The organism is Mesorhizobium sp. LNHC221B00, assembly GCF_000502935.1.
Taxonomy (GTDB): domain Bacteria; phylum Pseudomonadota; class Alphaproteobacteria; order Rhizobiales; family Rhizobiaceae; genus Mesorhizobium; species Mesorhizobium opportunistum.
In genome coordinates this window covers 165,527-180,179 of record NZ_AYWR01000004.1, presented here as the reverse complement: position 1 = coordinate 180,179, position 14,653 = coordinate 165,527, and the positions used below count along the sequence as shown (strand labels likewise).

General features: G+C 63.2%; 17 protein-coding genes and 1 pseudogene. 9 read left to right on the top strand and 9 right to left on the bottom strand.

Annotation, left to right across the window (positions count from 1 at the left end; genetic code table 11):
* Positions 1 to 30 precede the first annotated feature (30 nt).
* Positions 31 to 1,275 (bottom strand): ROK family protein, encoded by a 1,245-nt coding sequence (locus tag X741_RS159070; RefSeq protein WP_023776883.1) that lies wholly within the window; start codon positions 1,273 to 1,275, stop codon positions 31 to 33.
* Positions 1,276 to 1,544: 269 nt separating this feature from the next.
* Between X741_RS159070 and xylF the strand changes: the two genes are divergently transcribed.
* The 4 genes and pseudogenes from xylF (at position 1,545) to X741_RS159085 (ending at position 6,567) form a co-directional block, all read left to right on the top strand.
* A complete protein-coding gene (xylF, locus tag X741_RS159075) occupies positions 1,545 to 2,585 on the top strand; it encodes a D-xylose ABC transporter substrate-binding protein (RefSeq protein ID WP_013892657.1) in 1,041 nt (346 codons plus the stop codon).
* 143 nt (positions 2,586 to 2,728) lie between these two features.
* Positions 2,729 to 3,953: pseudogene (locus X741_RS01000000166365) on the top strand (sugar ABC transporter permease).
* Between the two features lie 15 nt (positions 3,954 to 3,968).
* Complete coding sequence (locus tag X741_RS159080) at positions 3,969 to 4,781, top strand: ATP-binding cassette domain-containing protein (protein ID WP_023776882.1); 813 nt, start codon at positions 3,969 to 3,971, stop codon at positions 4,779 to 4,781.
* 145 nt (positions 4,782 to 4,926) lie between these two features.
* Entirely contained in the window at positions 4,927 to 6,567 is a 1,641-nt protein-coding gene (locus X741_RS159085) for a CHASE domain-containing protein (protein ID WP_023776881.1), read from the top strand.
* A 97-nt stretch (positions 6,568 to 6,664) separates the two neighbouring features.
* On the opposite strand, the gene X741_RS159090 is transcribed toward X741_RS159085, so the two are convergent.
* The 6 genes from X741_RS159090 to X741_RS159110 form a co-directional block, all read right to left on the bottom strand.
* On the bottom strand, positions 6,665 to 6,910 hold the full coding sequence (locus tag X741_RS159090) for a YMGG-like glycine zipper-containing protein (protein ID WP_023763747.1): 246 nt from the start codon (positions 6,908 to 6,910) through the stop codon (positions 6,665 to 6,667).
* Between the two features lie 83 nt (positions 6,911 to 6,993).
* The gene (locus X741_RS159095) at positions 6,994 to 7,320 is read right to left on the bottom strand and encodes a hypothetical protein (RefSeq protein ID WP_023776880.1); all 327 of its coding nucleotides are present in this window, start codon (positions 7,318 to 7,320) and stop codon (positions 6,994 to 6,996) included.
* A gap of 134 nt (positions 7,321 to 7,454) precedes the next feature.
* The gene (locus X741_RS1000000170290) at positions 7,455 to 7,631 is read right to left on the bottom strand and encodes a hypothetical protein (RefSeq protein WP_023776879.1); all 177 of its coding nucleotides are present in this window, start codon (positions 7,629 to 7,631) and stop codon (positions 7,455 to 7,457) included.
* Between the two features lie 132 nt (positions 7,632 to 7,763).
* Positions 7,764 to 8,795: a sensor histidine kinase gene (locus X741_RS159100; RefSeq protein WP_023776878.1), complete on the bottom strand. Its 1,032-nt coding sequence runs from the start codon at positions 8,793 to 8,795 to the stop codon at positions 7,764 to 7,766.
* A 179-nt stretch (positions 8,796 to 8,974) separates the two neighbouring features.
* Positions 8,975 to 9,139, bottom strand: a complete 165-nt coding sequence (locus tag X741_RS1000000168035; protein ID WP_013892665.1) for a DUF1328 domain-containing protein — start codon at positions 9,137 to 9,139, stop codon at positions 8,975 to 8,977.
* Between the two features lie 208 nt (positions 9,140 to 9,347).
* Entirely contained in the window at positions 9,348 to 10,142 is a 795-nt protein-coding gene (locus X741_RS159110; protein WP_023763751.1) for a response regulator, read from the bottom strand.
* Positions 10,143 to 10,366: 224 nt separating this feature from the next.
* On the opposite strand from X741_RS159110, the gene X741_RS159115 reads away from it, so the two are divergent.
* Together X741_RS159115 and X741_RS159120 are read left to right on the top strand one after the other, a co-directional pair.
* Complete coding sequence (locus tag X741_RS159115) at positions 10,367 to 10,570, top strand: NepR family anti-sigma factor (RefSeq protein ID WP_013892667.1); 204 nt, start codon at positions 10,367 to 10,369, stop codon at positions 10,568 to 10,570.
* Positions 10,571 to 10,573: 3 nt separating this feature from the next.
* Entirely contained in the window at positions 10,574 to 11,125 is a 552-nt protein-coding gene (locus tag X741_RS159120) for a sigma-70 family RNA polymerase sigma factor (RefSeq protein ID WP_013892668.1), read from the top strand.
* 42 nt (positions 11,126 to 11,167) lie between these two features.
* On the opposite strand, the gene X741_RS22895 is transcribed toward X741_RS159120, so the two are convergent.
* Positions 11,168 to 11,617, bottom strand: coding sequence for a response regulator (locus X741_RS22895; RefSeq protein ID WP_031249869.1), 450 nt, complete (start codon positions 11,615 to 11,617; stop codon positions 11,168 to 11,170).
* Positions 11,618 to 11,959: 342 nt separating this feature from the next.
* Here X741_RS22895 and X741_RS159125 point away from each other — a divergent pair, with 342 nt between their 5' ends.
* On the top strand, positions 11,960 to 12,286 hold the full coding sequence (locus X741_RS159125; protein WP_023763754.1) for a DUF883 family protein: 327 nt from the start codon (positions 11,960 to 11,962) through the stop codon (positions 12,284 to 12,286).
* Positions 12,287 to 12,297: 11 nt separating this feature from the next.
* Complete coding sequence (locus X741_RS159130; protein ID WP_023776875.1) at positions 12,298 to 12,780, top strand: hypothetical protein; 483 nt, start codon at positions 12,298 to 12,300, stop codon at positions 12,778 to 12,780.
* Between the two features lie 28 nt (positions 12,781 to 12,808).
* On the opposite strand, the gene X741_RS159135 is transcribed toward X741_RS159130, so the two are convergent.
* Positions 12,809 to 14,341, bottom strand: a complete 1,533-nt coding sequence (locus X741_RS159135) for an HWE histidine kinase domain-containing protein (protein ID WP_023776874.1) — start codon at positions 14,339 to 14,341, stop codon at positions 12,809 to 12,811.
* A 133-nt stretch (positions 14,342 to 14,474) separates the two neighbouring features.
* Here X741_RS159135 and X741_RS1000000168030 point away from each other — a divergent pair, with 133 nt between their 5' ends.
* Positions 14,475 to 14,648: a hypothetical protein gene (locus tag X741_RS1000000168030; protein ID WP_013892673.1), complete on the top strand. Its 174-nt coding sequence runs from the start codon at positions 14,475 to 14,477 to the stop codon at positions 14,646 to 14,648.
* Positions 14,649 to 14,653: the final 5 nt, after the last annotated feature.

Genomic DNA, 14,653 nt, shown 5'->3' with positions numbered 1-14,653 from the left:
CCTGAATCTCAACACATCCCGGCGCCTTGCTCAGGCAACATTCTTCCCAGCCGCGCCTGCTCTCGCCTGCACGCCCGGCGCGAAAATTTCCTGGTCGACGAAGGTCAGTGCGCGCATGGCGCAGCCTTCGCGGATCAGCGGCAGTTCGTTAGGCTCGGTGTCGAAGGAGATCGATTTCGAGTGCTGGCCACCGGCGGTCTGGGCAATCGCCTCGCGCAATGCCGGCTCGATCAGGTCGAAGGCGGCGGCGCTGACGCCGACCATGGCGACGGGGGCGGGATCGATCAGCGCGAACAGGCTGCCGAGGCCATAGCCGAGCGCCTCGCCGGCCTTGCGATAGGCCTGGCGCTCCGGCCCGTCCTTGTCGCGCGCCGAGGCCGCCAGCGCCCGCATGTCGGCGTCGCTGACGTCGACCGGTTCGGTGTCCTCGCCAAGCTGTCTCGCGTTGCGCCAGATGGCGTAGTTGCCGGCATAGGCCTCGACGCAGCCGCGCCGTCCGCAGCGGCAGAGTGCGCCGCCCGGCCGGTGGATCATGTGGCCGAATTCGCCACCCGACGAGTGGGTGCCGGTGAACAGTTGGCCCTTCAGCACAAGGCCCATGCCGATGCCGTGAGACAGCAGAATGGCGATGAAGTCGTCGCGGTAGCGCTCGGGATCGCGCCAGCGCAGCGCCACCGCCATCATGTTGCAGTCGTTTTCCATGGTGGCGGGGATGCCGAACTCGGCCTCGAATATGTCGGCGAACGCGATGTCGGTCTGCGGCGTGATCGGCGACCACAGCATGGCGCGCGCCTCGGTATCGGTGATGCCCTGGATGGCTAGTGCGATGCGGGCGACGCTGCGGACATCGATGTCGGGATCGTCGATGCGGCGCCGCACGATGGCGACGCATTCGCCGATCAGCGCCTCGCGCGACATGGTCAGCGTGTCCAGCCGGCGCTGTTCCTCCGATATCACCTGGCCGGCATAGTCGATGACGGCGACCGACAGGAAATTCAGCGACAGCACCACGGTCATCACCGCCGCCGCCTCCGGGTTGAGGGTAAGGCCGACCTGCGGCCTGCCGCGTTTCAGCGACCCGGCCTCGCTCGGCTTGCCCTCGGTCAGGACGCCTTCGCCGATCAGGTCGGAGGAGATCGCCGAGATGGTCGAGTGGCTGAGGCCGGTGGTGGCGGCGATCTCGGTGCGCGAAGGCTGACCGGCACGGCGCACGGCCGAGATCACCATGGCGCGGTTGCGCCGGCGCAGATCGTCGTGGCGGATTCCGACCGACATGTTCACCCACATCCTCCCGGTCGCCGCGGCCTTTCGTGCCTCCCGAAGGCCGCCAGCGAAGCCGCCAAATACTGGCAGAAGCGCCGCACGCCGTCATTATTTATTCCGGAGCTCGAAAAAAGTCCGCGGCACCTCAAAATCCATCAGAATCATTGTTGACAGTGTTCCGGCGATGGACCAGTGTTTTTTCGAGGCTCGAAAAAATAGGGTCTTTGTGCCGGCCTTAGGGTCAGTTTGGTCGCGCTATACGCGGCGCAGGGAGGAATATCATGAAGAAATTCACAGCCGCCATCCTGGCGGGTGTCGCCATGTCGCTGACGCTTGCGTCGGTCGCGCAGGCGAAGGACAAGGTCATCGGCGTTTCCTGGTCCAACTTCCAGGAAGAGCGCTGGAAGACCGACGAGGCCGCGATGAAAAAAGCGATCGAGGCCGCCGGCGACAAGTACATCTCCGCCGACGCGCAGTCCAATCCCGGCAAGCAGCTCACCGATGTCGAAAGCCTGATCTCGCAAGGCGCCAATTCGCTGATCATCCTGGCGCAGGACGCCTCGGCCATAGGCCCGGCGGTGCAGAAGGCATTGGACGAAGGCATTCCGGTCGTCGGTTATGACCGCCTGATCGAGAACAAGGACGTCTTCTACCTGACCTTCGACAACAAGGAAGTCGGCCGCTTGCAGGCCAGCGCGGTGTTCAAGGCCAAGCCGGAAGGCAACTACGTCTTCATCAAGGGCTCGGGTGCCGATCCGAATGCCGACTTCCTGTTCTCGGGCTCGATGGAAGTGCTCAAGGAAGCCATCGACAGCGGCAAGATCAAGAATGTCGGCGAGGCCTATACGGACGGCTGGCTGCCCGCCAACGCCCAGAAGAACATGGAACAGTTCCTGACCGCCAACGACAACAAGGTCGACGCGGTGGTCGCGGCCAATGACGGCACTGCAGGCGGCGTCGTCGCGGCGCTGACGGCGCAAGGCCTTGCCGGCACCGTGCCGGTGTCCGGCCAAGACGGCGACCATGCAGCACTCAACCGCATCGCGCTCGGCACCCAGACCGTGTCGGTGTGGAAGGACGCGCGCGAACTCGGCAAGAACGCGGCCGAGATCGCCTCGCAGCTGGCCGACGGCAAGAAGATGGCCGACATCGCCGGTGCGAAGGACTTCACGACGCCTGGCGGCAACACCGTCAAGTCGCTGTTCCTGACACCGGTTGCGATCACCAAGGACAATCTCAACGTGGTCATCGACGCCGGCTGGATCAAGAAGGACGAGGTCTGCGCGGGCGTCGCCGCCGGCAGCGTCGCGGCCTGCAACTGATCCCGAAGACGTCAGACAATGAAACGCCGCGGCTGTCAGGCCGCGGCGTTTTTTCAAGAAGATTTGTGTTTCCGCCGCGGGCGGGTAACTTCCAGGCTCTATTCCGGCATCCGCGTCAGACGGCAAGCCGGCGGGAGGATTTCATGACCGACACGACCTCAAATGCACCGGCCGACACCGCGCGGGCATCGGAACTTGGCGCGGTCGCCCGGTTTCTGAAGGCAACCGAACTCGACACACGCATGCTTGGCATGGTCGGCGCGCTGCTGGTCATCTGGATCGGCATCCACATCCTGTCGGGCGGGCTTTTCCTGACGCCGCGCAATCTCTGGAACCTGTCGGTGCAGACGTCCTCGGTCGCGATCATGGCGACCGGCATGGTGCTGGTCATCGTCATGCGCAACATCGACCTTTCGGTTGGCTCCGTCGAAGGTGTGATCGGCATGATCATGGGCGTGGCGCAAGCCGAATTCCTCATTCGAGTCATCGGCTTCCAGCTTGGAGATCCCTGGCTCTGGATCATTGCACTGGCCGCCGGCGTGGTGCTCGGTCTCCTGATCGGCGCATTCCAGGGCTTCATCATCGCCTACCTCGAAGTTCCGGCCTTCATCGTGACATTGGGCGGCCTGCTGGTCTGGCGCGGCATGGCATGGCTCATCACCAACGGGCGCACGGTCGCGCCACTCGACGCCACATTCCAGCTGANGGGTCCGAGCAACGCTCTTGTCCAGATCAACCCGCAAGGTGATCTGGGCGGAAACCTTTCTCGGCGTAGTCGCCTGCGCCGCCATCCTTGGCGCGGTGTGGATCGCCAATTCCTATCCGTGGCCAATCGGCATCGTACGCCAGTACGCTCAGCAGAACGGCATCGCCATTCCTGAAAATGGACTTTTCATCGCCCACGGCATCGCCATACCGGTGCTGATGGCGGTCGCGGTCGGCATCGTCATGACGTTCATCACCAAGCGCACCCGTTTCGGCCGCTACGTCTTTGCCATCGGCGGCAATCCGGAGGCCGCCAATCTCGCCGGCATCAACACCCGCTGGGTTACGATGAAAGTGTTCATGATCATGGGTGTGCTGGCCGCGATCAGCGCGGCGATCTCGTCGGCCCGTCTTAACGCGTCGACCAATGCGCTGGGCACGCTGGACGAGCTTTTGGTGATTGCCGCCGCCGTGATCGGCGGCACCTCGCTTGCCGGCGGCTCCGGAACGGTGCTCGGCGCCATGCTCGGTGCGCTGCTGATGCAGTCGTTGCAGTCCGGCATGGTGCTGCTCGGCATTGACTCACCGCTGCAGAGCATCGTCGTCGGCGCCGTGCTCGTCGTCGCGGTCTGGCTCGATACCGTCTACCGCAAGCGGGTCTAGGGAAGGAGAACCATCATGGCCGACAACACCGCTCCCGCATCTGCTCCCGCCGGCACCTCGCTGGTCGACATGCGCAACATCTCGATCGCCTTTGGCGGCATCCGTGCCGTCGACGACGCCTCGATCGATCTTTTCCCCGGCGAGGTCGTGGCGCTGCTCGGCCACAATGGCGCGGGCAAGTCGACCCTGATCAAGATCCTGTCCGGCGCCTACAAGCGCGATGCCGGCCAGATCCTCGTCAATGGCGAGGAAGCGGCGATCTCCAACCCGCGCGACGCCAAGAAATACGGTATCGAGACGATCTACCAGACGCTGGCGCTAGCCGACAATGTCGACGCCGCCGCCAACCTGTTTCTCGGCCGCGAGCTGATGACCGCCTGGGGCACGCTCGACGACGTCGCCATGGAGGCCGAGGCGCGCAAGGTGATGGGGCGGCTCAATCCCCGCTTCCAGCGCTTCAAGGAGCCGGTGATCAAGCTGTCTGGCGGACAGCGGCAATCGGTGGCGATCGCGCGCGCGATCCTGTTCAACGCCCGCATCCTGATCATGGACGAGCCGACCGCCGCACTCGGTCCACAGGAAACGGCGCAGGTCGGCGAACTGGTCAGGCAGCTCAAGTCGGATGGCATCGGCATCTTCCTGATCAGCCACGACATCCATGATGTGTTCGAACTGGCCGACCGGGTCTGCGTGATGAAGAACGGCCAGGTCGTCGGCACCGCGCGTACCACCGAGGTGACGCAGGACGAGGTGCTCGGCATGATCATCCTGGGTAAATGTCCTCCGGGGGCAATTCCTGGGCCGGGTGCGCTGAAGATCGCCGCCTAAGGCCTTTTGGCGGTCCCATCGACCCGTCGGGCACGGTTGCCGCTCACGTGATGTATCAGTGATCACGATGGCATGGCATTGCCATTGTGTTGACCCGGCGATTTGCCCATAAAGGCCTGATATCGCTCATGGACCGCATCATCCGTTGAAGAAGCTTTTTCCAATCGTCGCGTTCATCGTGGTCGCGCTGATCAGCATGACCATGGCGGGGTTTGCCTATTTCGCGACGCAGGAAGCCGCCCGCATCAAGTTCGAAGGGGCGGCCGACGATGCGCTCAACCGAATCGAGAGCCGTATCGACCTGCATCTGTCGCTGCTGCGCTCCACGCAGGCTCTGTTCGACGCCCGCAACGGCGACATATCGCAGAATGAGTTCAAGGCATTCTTCAACGCGCTGGATATCAAGGACAATTTCGCCGGCCTGCGCGGCATAGGGTTCCTCCAACTCGTCAAGACGGGCGACGAGGCGGCGGTCGAACGCGATATCCTCCACGATTTCGGCGCCAGCCATCCGGTCTATCCGGATACGACGCAGCCCTGGCGCGCGCCCATCACTCTGTTCGAACCGCTGGATCCCTCCAATCAGGCGAGTATCGGCTACGACATGTTCAGCGAGCCGGTGCGGCGCGCGGCGATCGAAAAGGCAATGGCGGACGACCAGCAGCACGCGAGCGGGCTGGTGCAACTCGGCCAAGGCACCGGCGCCGCGCAGACCTTCACCGGCTTCCTGGTCTTCGTGCGGCTCAACGTCGAAACCGCGCCCGAGGTCATCAACGCATCGCGATCCTCGACCGCGGGCTTTCTCTACGCAGCCTTCCGGGCCCGCGACCTGTTCCAGATCGCGCTCAGCCGCACGCCGCTGCTGCCGGTCAACACCGAGATCTATGACGGCACGGTGAACGGCGACAATCTGTTGTTCCGGTCGGAGACGCCACCGGCTTCGTCGTTTGGCGACCGGCTGCTGGTCACCCGCAAGATCATGGTGGCCGGCCGCGCATGGACCATATTGTTCAGGCCGACCAGCGCCTTTTCGCAACCGTCGTCGCGCGCCATCCCGGTGATGCTGGGGCTGTTCGGCCTGCTCGCGGCAGGCGCCATCGCGCTGGTGGCGCGCTATCAGGAACGGGCCTACGAGGCAGCGTCGCGCCTGCACGAGACGACCGAAAAGAGCCTGCTCGAAAAGGACCTGATGCTGCAGGAGATGAAGCATCGTATCAAGAATTCGATCACCAGGGTGCTGGCGATCGCGCGGCAGACGGCATCGCGGGCGACCGACGTCAACGAGTTTTCCGCATCCTTCTCGGCCAGGCTGCAGGCGATGGCGGCTTCCCAGGACATGCTGACGCGCTCGCGCTGGCAGAAGGCCGATCTCGCCGATCTGCTGCGCATCGAGCTTGGCCAGGTGTTCGGCAAGGAACTGCCCGAGGGGCTGCTGTCAGGGCCGGAGGTACTGCTCGACGAGACGACGACGCAGTCGCTTGGCCTGACCTTCCACGAACTGGCGACCAACGCGCTGAAATATGGCGACGCCGGCAATTCCGCCAATTCGCTTGGCAGTGACTGGGCGCTCAAGGTGGACTGGTCGCTGGAAGGGCGTGGGCGCGAGCGGACGCTGGCGCTGAACTGGCGGGAGGCCGGAAAAAAGAAAGTCGAGGCGCCGGTCGAAACCGGATTCGGCACCAAGCTGATCGACCTCAACGTCACGCGCGAACTGCGTGGCACGATCAAACGCGATTTCCAGGCCGATGGTCTGAAGGTGGAGATCAGAATTCCGTTGGTCGGCTGAGGTTCAGCCTGTCAGCAGGGACAGCCACAGATTGCCGGTCATAAAAAAAATCCGGAGGCCGGACACGGCCTCCGGATTTGCATTCCATTATCGCGGATTAGTTGCAGCGTGCCGTGTAGATGCGGCCATGGCGGTCGCGATACTGGCAGTAGCCGTTCTGCAGCTTGCGCACCAGCAGGCCGGAACCGGCGCCGACGGCCGCACCAATCAGCGCGCCCTTGCCACCGCCGACCAGGCCGCCGATGCCGGCGCCGATCAAGCCGCCGCCAACCACGTCCTGCTCGGTGGAGGTGCAGCCGCTTAGAGCAGCCACCGCAACCATGGCAATAATCATCTTCCGCATTGAGTCACTCCTCACTTTGTGTCCACACTTTGGTAAGCACCAGCAGCCATTTAGCATGAAATAACGGGCTTTGCTGCTCCAATTTATTGTTGGCTAAGGTCGCCTTTTTCTGGGCGCGCCGCGTTCGATGCCACGACGAGGCTGGATATCGCCAGCGAGGCGTCGAGACTGCCATCGGTATGCACATTCCAGACGATCCGATCATAGTCATCCTCGAGTGCGGGATCGACCGCGAGGCACTTGGCGACGACATGTTGCGCCTGCCCCCGCACATCGCCCACGGCGAAGGGACGCTCGGCGGTGCATTCGTCGGCAGTCGCAAAGACGCTGACCGGAACCTGCAGCTCATGGCAATCGGCCATCGAGTTGGTGCAACCGATGACCAGCAACAGTGCAGCGATGTGTTCCATGGCGAACCCTCTCGCCACAATAACGGTCCAGATCGGCCAAAAGTTCCTGGTTCCTGGGGGGTGGCTAGCGAATAATGGCTGTCGGGAGCAGCTAACATCACGTCTCCGTTGCCGGCGGCTCAGGATGGATGCAGTCAGGTCAGCCGGAACACGGTGACCAGGAGAATCGTCGCGGCCGCGGCCAGGACCACCCCCCACAGCAGACCGTGATGAGGCGGGGAAAGTGGTTCCGCGGATGCTTCGGGATCCTGGAATTCGCCCATCGAAACACGGGCCGCCTGTTCCAGTCTGTTCACGTCGGAGACGGTCAAGCATTCCTCCCAATACCTTGTCGCAACCCAAGCAGGTTGCAGCAGTATCTGGGTAAAACAGCATCCGCCCTCATGGTGAACAGCCGGTTAAGAATCGCTGGCCGCCGCGGGTGTTCCCGGCCACCGCGCTCATTATGTCTCGAAATTGCTGTGCGGAACGACAAGGCGGTATTCGAGGTGGCCATCCACGATATCGAGGTTCGCGGTTCCATTCAGGGACGTGGGCACCACCCGCTCCAGCGCGACGCTGCCGAAACGCTTTTGACTGCCTCGACCGCCATTGGTTCCAATGGCTTCGGCCCAGGTCAGCGACAGGACGACCTCACCGGCGGTTGCGGTGTTGAGATCGGCGCTTACCTCGACGAAACCATCCGGCCGGGACAGGGCACCATAGCTGACCGAGTTGACGGCGAGTTCATGCATCGCCAAGCCAATATGCAGTGCGGCGTTGGGATTGAGGTAGGGATTGGCGCCCCGGAAGTGAAGGCTGTGCGATGTGCTCGTGCCATAGCGACCGACCTGGCTTGCCACCAGTTCATGGAGGGCCGCACCGCGCCAGTTGGAAGAAGTCACCAGGTCCTGGGAGGACGCCAGCGACTGCAGCCGGCCACGAAAACGGGTCAGGAAATCGCTGATGCCGTCGGAATAGCGGCCGGTCTGGGTCGCTATGCTCTGGATGATCGCCAGCAGGTTCTTCGAGCGGTGGCTGACTTCGCGTAACAGCGTCGTCAATGTCTGTTCGCGGCGCTTCTGCTCGGTCGTCTCAACCATTGTGGTGACCACGCCTTGCACATCGCCGCTGTCGCCATGGTCGGCATCGACCCATACCTGGAACCAACGGATGCCATCTTCGCCCGGGACACTGATCTCAAGCCGCTCCGGATTGCCGGTCGCGACCACATCGCCCTTTGCGGCGCGGATGCGGTCGGCCTGCGCTACCGGCAAGATGCCATTGCCCTCGGCGTTGTCGGAGACCCAGGGCGCACGCATGTTGCGGGCCCATACGGTCTTCATCTCGCGATCCTGATAAAGGACGGAAATGCCGGCATTGTGCAGCGCGTGGAGAAGCGCCCGGCCAAGCTGCATGCCGCTTTCCGCCGGATGCAGCGCGATGACTTCGTCACTCCCCGCGCCTTCCGTCCTATCTGAAGTCTTGGAGCGCATCGGTCAATCTGTCCACCCCTGCTAGGCTGAACGGTTCCCCGGCAAATGGGTTCCCAAGGAAAAACCAGCTTCCAAATAGCGGTCCGCCGGACGGCGTCCGTTTGAGGGACACCGCCCGGCGGTGGCTGGAAACCGTTTGAGGGGTGCGGCTTCCAGTGTTCGCCTGAATGAAGGTCGCCTCATGCCCGCCTGAACAGACCGGCAAGAAGCGAGATGATCAGGAAGGCGAGAAAGACGAAGAACAATATCTGCGCGATGCCAGCAGACGTGCCGGCGATGCCGCCGAAACCAAGCGCGCCGGCTATGATGGCCACGACGAGAAATACGAGCGCCCAGTAAAGCATGGTTCATCTCCTTCCGAATGGTGCGAGCAAAACGTGGGTGGTTGCGGTTTGTTCCACCATTTGCTGAAAAAGACGACGCTTGCAAACGGTTCCGGGGAAATCGCTGATGAGGGAACCCCGGCTTGCAAAGGCCCGCCCGATGCAGCATCGGGCGGCCCTTGCCGTGAAGTCCTGCTATCGGTCGGATCTTGCGGCCAGACGGCCGCGGCTATGCGGCGGCCTTGGCCTGACGGTCGAAGAACAGCGCCTGGCTGATCAGCGCCTTGACCATGTCGGGGTTGAATGGCTTGGTCACCAGGAAAGCCGGCTCGGGGCGCTCGCCGGTCAGGAGGCGCTCGGGAAAGGCGGTGATGAAGATGACCGGCACCGACGTTGATGACAGGATCTCGTTGACCGCTTCGATACCCGAACTGCCGTCGGCGAGCTGAATGTCGGCCAGCACCATCTTCGGTCGTGTCTTGCCGAACAGCGTCACCGCTTCGGCATGGGTGCGCGCCGTTCCCACGACGCGATGGCCGAGGCTCTCGACCATCTCCTCTATGTCCATGGCGATCAACGGTTCGTCCTCGATGATCAGCACGTCGGTTGCCACCTGGCGAGAGATCTCATTGCTCGCCTGGGCAAGCAGTTCGGAGAATTCCTGGTCGCCGACGTCGAGGATCTCGGCCGCCTCGTCCTCGCTGAAGCCTTCGACGGCGACCAGCAGGAAGGCCTGCCGGGGAAGCGGCGCGATCGCATTGAGATTGGCGGCTGCGCGCTGCTCCCATGCCGATTGTGCCTGCTCCTGCGGAACACGGATGGCGACCGACGTGAACAGTTTGGCGAAAACCTTGTAGAGGGCGATACGGTCGCTCGATGCTTCGGGAAAAATATCGACATCGGCAATGATGGCCTCGAGCATCGCGGCGACCAGCGCATCTCCGCTCTCCTGGGATCCGGAAACGGCGCGCGAGAAGCGGCGCAGGAACGGCAGGTGCGGGGCGATGGTGGCGGATAAACTCATGGTAGGACGTCTCCCTCAGAATGACGCGATTGCCTGGATTTGCAGGTCGAGCTGATTGCAGGCCCAGCTAACATAACGCGGGCTCTCCGAAAAAGTTCCGGCGCAAATGGAACGAATGGGCGCGAACGGCGTTTGGGGTTGGGATGGGCGACCAGACGAGGATGCCGCTTGCCTTGTGTCGAGTTGAATTCAAGCGGCTTCCGTGCTGGGAATATAAGGGCGAAATGAAGGATATGACCAAAGAAATTTTGACTGGCGCCGCGGGCAGGCGCCGGAACGGTTCGGGCGACCCGCTCGGGCCGAACTCCGAAATCGGACGCAAACTCAAGCAGTATTACGACGAGCTGGTCTCCGACGATGTGCCGGATCGCTTTGCCCAGTTGCTCAGGCAACTGGAACGGACCGAACCCGCGCAGAAGAAGGACTGAGGCATGGCAGCGGTCTCCCAAGGCTTCAAGACCGATCTGCTTGGGGCGATCCCAAGCTTGCGGGCCTTTGCCGTGTCGCTGACGCAGAATGCCGACAAGGCCGACGACCTCGTTCAGGAGACGCTGGTCAAGGCGTGGGACAAGCATGAGAGCTTCCAGCCTGGCACCAATCTCAAGGCATGGCTTTTCACCATCCTGCGCAATGAGTTCTATTCGCAAATGCGCAAGCGGGGCCGCGAGGTGCAGGACAGCGACGGCATCATGACGGCCAGGCTTGCGGTGCATCCGGCCCAGCACGGCCAACTCGACCTCAAGGATTTTCGTGGCGCTCTCGAGCAATTGCCGGAAGACCAGCGTGAGGCCATCATCCTCATCGGTGCTTCGGGCTTCTCCTACGAGGAGGCCGCCGAAATCTGCGGTTGCGCGGTCGGAACGATCAAGAGCCGGGTCAGCAGGGCCCGCACGCGCCTGCAGGAAATCCTGAAGATCTCCGGTGAAGATGAATATGGTCCCGATGCGATCTCGACCCAGGTCACAGGGACGGCAGCGCATTGAAGCGTGCCCTGTAGCGGGAACCCGGATGCCGCCGCGTCGGTCTCAATCAGGCGAGCCACGTCCGTAGGCCAGCGCCACCGCTTCGACCAGATCTTCTCCTGAATAGGGTTTGGTGACCAGCCTCACCCCTGGAAACGTTGCCTTGATCTCGTCCGCATCCGAATAGCCGGAGGCAAACACGAAGGGGACGCCTGTTTCACGCAGACCCGCGGCGAATTCGAGCGTGGAAGTGCCGCCCAGCATCAGATCGACGATGGCCGCGTCGAATTGCGTTGCGACCTTTCGGCCATCGACTTCGGTCAGGTCGCGGGCAATCACCACCTCGCCTGCACCGTGGTCACGGCAAAGCTGCTCGACGTCCATGGCTATGAGGAACTCGTCTTCCAAGACAAGAATGCGCAATCCATCAAGTAACGGGGGCACGGGCAATGGCTCCTTGAAACGGTGGAAGTCATGATGGTTATTTGGGCCGTTGTCATTTAAAAAAGACATGCCGCCGCTCGTCTAACAGAGACATCCCGCCGCTCGTCGGAACTTCGATCCCGTCAAAGCGTTTCAAATCTTGCCTGCCGCCCGGCGGGCGCTCGAGGAGGGGTCGAAATGCCAAACCAGAATGGGCGCTTTTCAGCTGATGGATCGCAAGCTGGTCGTCTGGCGAGACGGCGGTTGCGAGGCGCTGAGGCCGCTCGCCGCCAGGGAGGGCCGCCGAGTTCTGACGCAATGCATCTTGCCAGATCGGGTGCGCGCGGGCAGCTTTCCAGGTAGTTTGGACCGATGCCGGAACGTTAAGCCGCACGGCGCGTTTGAAATCGAGCAATCACAAGGAGTTAAGCAATGGCAGCTGCCGCAGGAAAGACCGCCAACGAGGCGCGGGCGAATTCGGACCTCGAGGCCGATATCAGGCAGTTGAAGGCCGATATCGACAAGCTTACCAAACAGTTGGCCAAGACCGGTGAACACGGCTACGGCACCGCGCGTCGTGCGGCGGCCGAAAGTGTCGAGCAGTTGCGGGCCCAGGGTGAAGCGGCTTTCGACAGCCTGCGCGGCAACGCCAGGGATATCGAGGCGCAGATGGTGGCGAGCGTACGCGAAAAGCCTGTGACGTCACTGGCAATCGCCGCCGGCGTCGGCTTCCTCTTCGCGCTGCTCGCGCGTCGCTAGTCACGCCGCAGATGGGACTGCTGGCATCGCTGCTTTCGGGTTTCGCCTCGGGTGAAACTTTGGCTGCCGTGCGCCGCGCGCGTACGGCGGCCATCGTCTATGCGCTCGCCGCTCTGGCGGCATTGTGCGGTCTCGGCTTTCTGGTGGGGGCCGCCTATATCTGGGCGGCGGCCCGCTATGGATCGCTGGCGGCGGCGCTCGGTTTCGGTGTCGGCTTTCTGGTGGTCGCGGGCCTCGTTCTCCTGATCCATCGGTTGATGTCCGGCGCTCGCGCTCGCCGCGAGGCAAAGCGGCGCAAGACCGACATGAAGGCGATCGGCGTCACGGCCGCACTGGCCCTGCTGCCGACGTTGCTCACGAAAGGTGGGCTCAAGGGAAAAGGCGGCCTCGGGGTCATTCTGGCTCCGGCCGTGGCGCTCGCGGCCTATGCCATTTACCGCGAGAACTCCAAGCCCGGCGCTGACCATCCGGATGATGCCGGCGAGGGGAAATAACGCCGCCGCTTCGGCCCGGAATGGTCCGTCACTTCGACAGGTCTTCCAACGGCATCGAGATTTCGGCGAATACGCCATCCCGACGGAATTCGTGGATCACTTCGCTTGAAAGGACCTTGGCCAGGCTGCGCCGGATGAGGATCGAGCCAAATCCGTGCCGCTGGGGCGGGGCAACCTGCGGGCCGCCGCTTTCGCGCCAGGTCAGTACCAGGCGACGGTCGCTCTTCCTGCCTTGCGCCTTCCAACCGAGATCGACCTTGCCCGACGCAACCGACAGCGATCCATATTGCAATGCGTTGCTGGCCAATTCGTGCAGGATAAGGCCGAGACCGACGGCCTGATCGGGCGACAGCAGCAGGTCGGCGCCGGAAATCGTCATGCGCGGCTGGCCGGCTGTGTCAAAGGGTCCAGTCTCGATCTGGACGAGTTCGCGGATGCCGATGCCGCGCCACTCGCGGTCGGACAAGAGATTGTGCGCGATGCCCAGGGCCTGAAGCCGGGCACCGAAGGCTTCCAGGAATTCGCTCGGCTGGCGGGCATGACGCACGGTCTGCGTCGCCAGCGCCTGGACGGTCGCCAGCGTGTTCTTGACGCGATGGTTGAGTTCGCGCAGCAACAGCCGCTGCCGTTCGTCGCCGAGCTTGCGTTCGGAGATGTCGTAGTTGACGCCGAAGATCAGCGTTGGCTTGCCCTCGCCGTCGCGTTCGATGACACGGCCACGCGTCGCGACCCAACGCGGCGGATGGAAGCCCTTGACGCGATATTCACCGAAGTAGTCGTCGCTGCCGGTCAAGGCGTCGCGAAAGCGCGTCTCGGTCTGGTAGACGTCGCGCGGATCGATGGCGGTAAGGATGTCGCGTGCCCGCAGCCGGGTCGAGCGCGGCAGGTTGAACAGTTCCGACAGCCGGACATCGCATTCGATGATGTCGGTGCGGATGTCCCATGCCCAACTGGCAAGCGAGGCCGCGTCGAGCGCGATGGCGCGGCGTTTTTCCTCGCGCGCCAGTGCGGCCTCGGCGATAGCGCCGCTGCGGGTTGCATCCTTCAGGGTGAACAGGCTGGCGGCGAGGCCGGCGAGCGTCTTCAACTGGTCGAGCGTGGCAGGGGACGGATAGGCGTGCGGCTTGCGGTCGAGGACGCATAGCGTGCCGATCCTTGCGCCGGCCACCAGCATCGGCGCGCCGGCATAGAAGCGCACATGGTGCTTGCCCGTGACCAGCGGGTTGGTTTTGAAGCGTGGATCCGTCGTTGCGTCCGTCACCACCATGGGTTCGTCGCCGGCGGCGATGGCGTAGGCGCAGAAGGAGATGTCGGTCGTCGTTTCGGTCTCGTCCAGGCCAAAGCAGGACTTGAACCATTGCCGCTCGATATCGACGAGTGTGACCAGGGCGATCGGCGCTCGCATGACGGTCGCGGCAAGGCTGCTGATGCGGTCGAAGTCCAGGTCCGCGGCCGTATCCAGCATCCCCAGCCCGTGCAGCACGGCCAGACGGCTTGCGTCCTTTACCGCGCGCGCAACCGCGGCCGGCAGAACCGGCACTGTTTCCACCTTGCTATCCACCCAAGTCCCCAAAGCCCAGCCCCGGTCTTTGCCGCTTCTCCGGCCTGCGGCCGATCGGCTCGTCTCGGAACCATCCTAGCAAGGAACCGTTACCGAGAACGTCAACAGGCGCGGAACGAAACAAGGACCGGCCATGATCAAGATCATTCCCGAAAACAAAGCGCGTCAGGGGCGATGGGGCAGGCATGGCTTGCGTATCCTGATCGCCGCACTGCTTCTCGCCTTCGCGGCCTGGGGCATCGCCGAAATCTATGGCGAGGTCGCCAAGACGCCGGCGACAGAGCAAGGAAGCGCGCCGAGCAACTAGAGCCT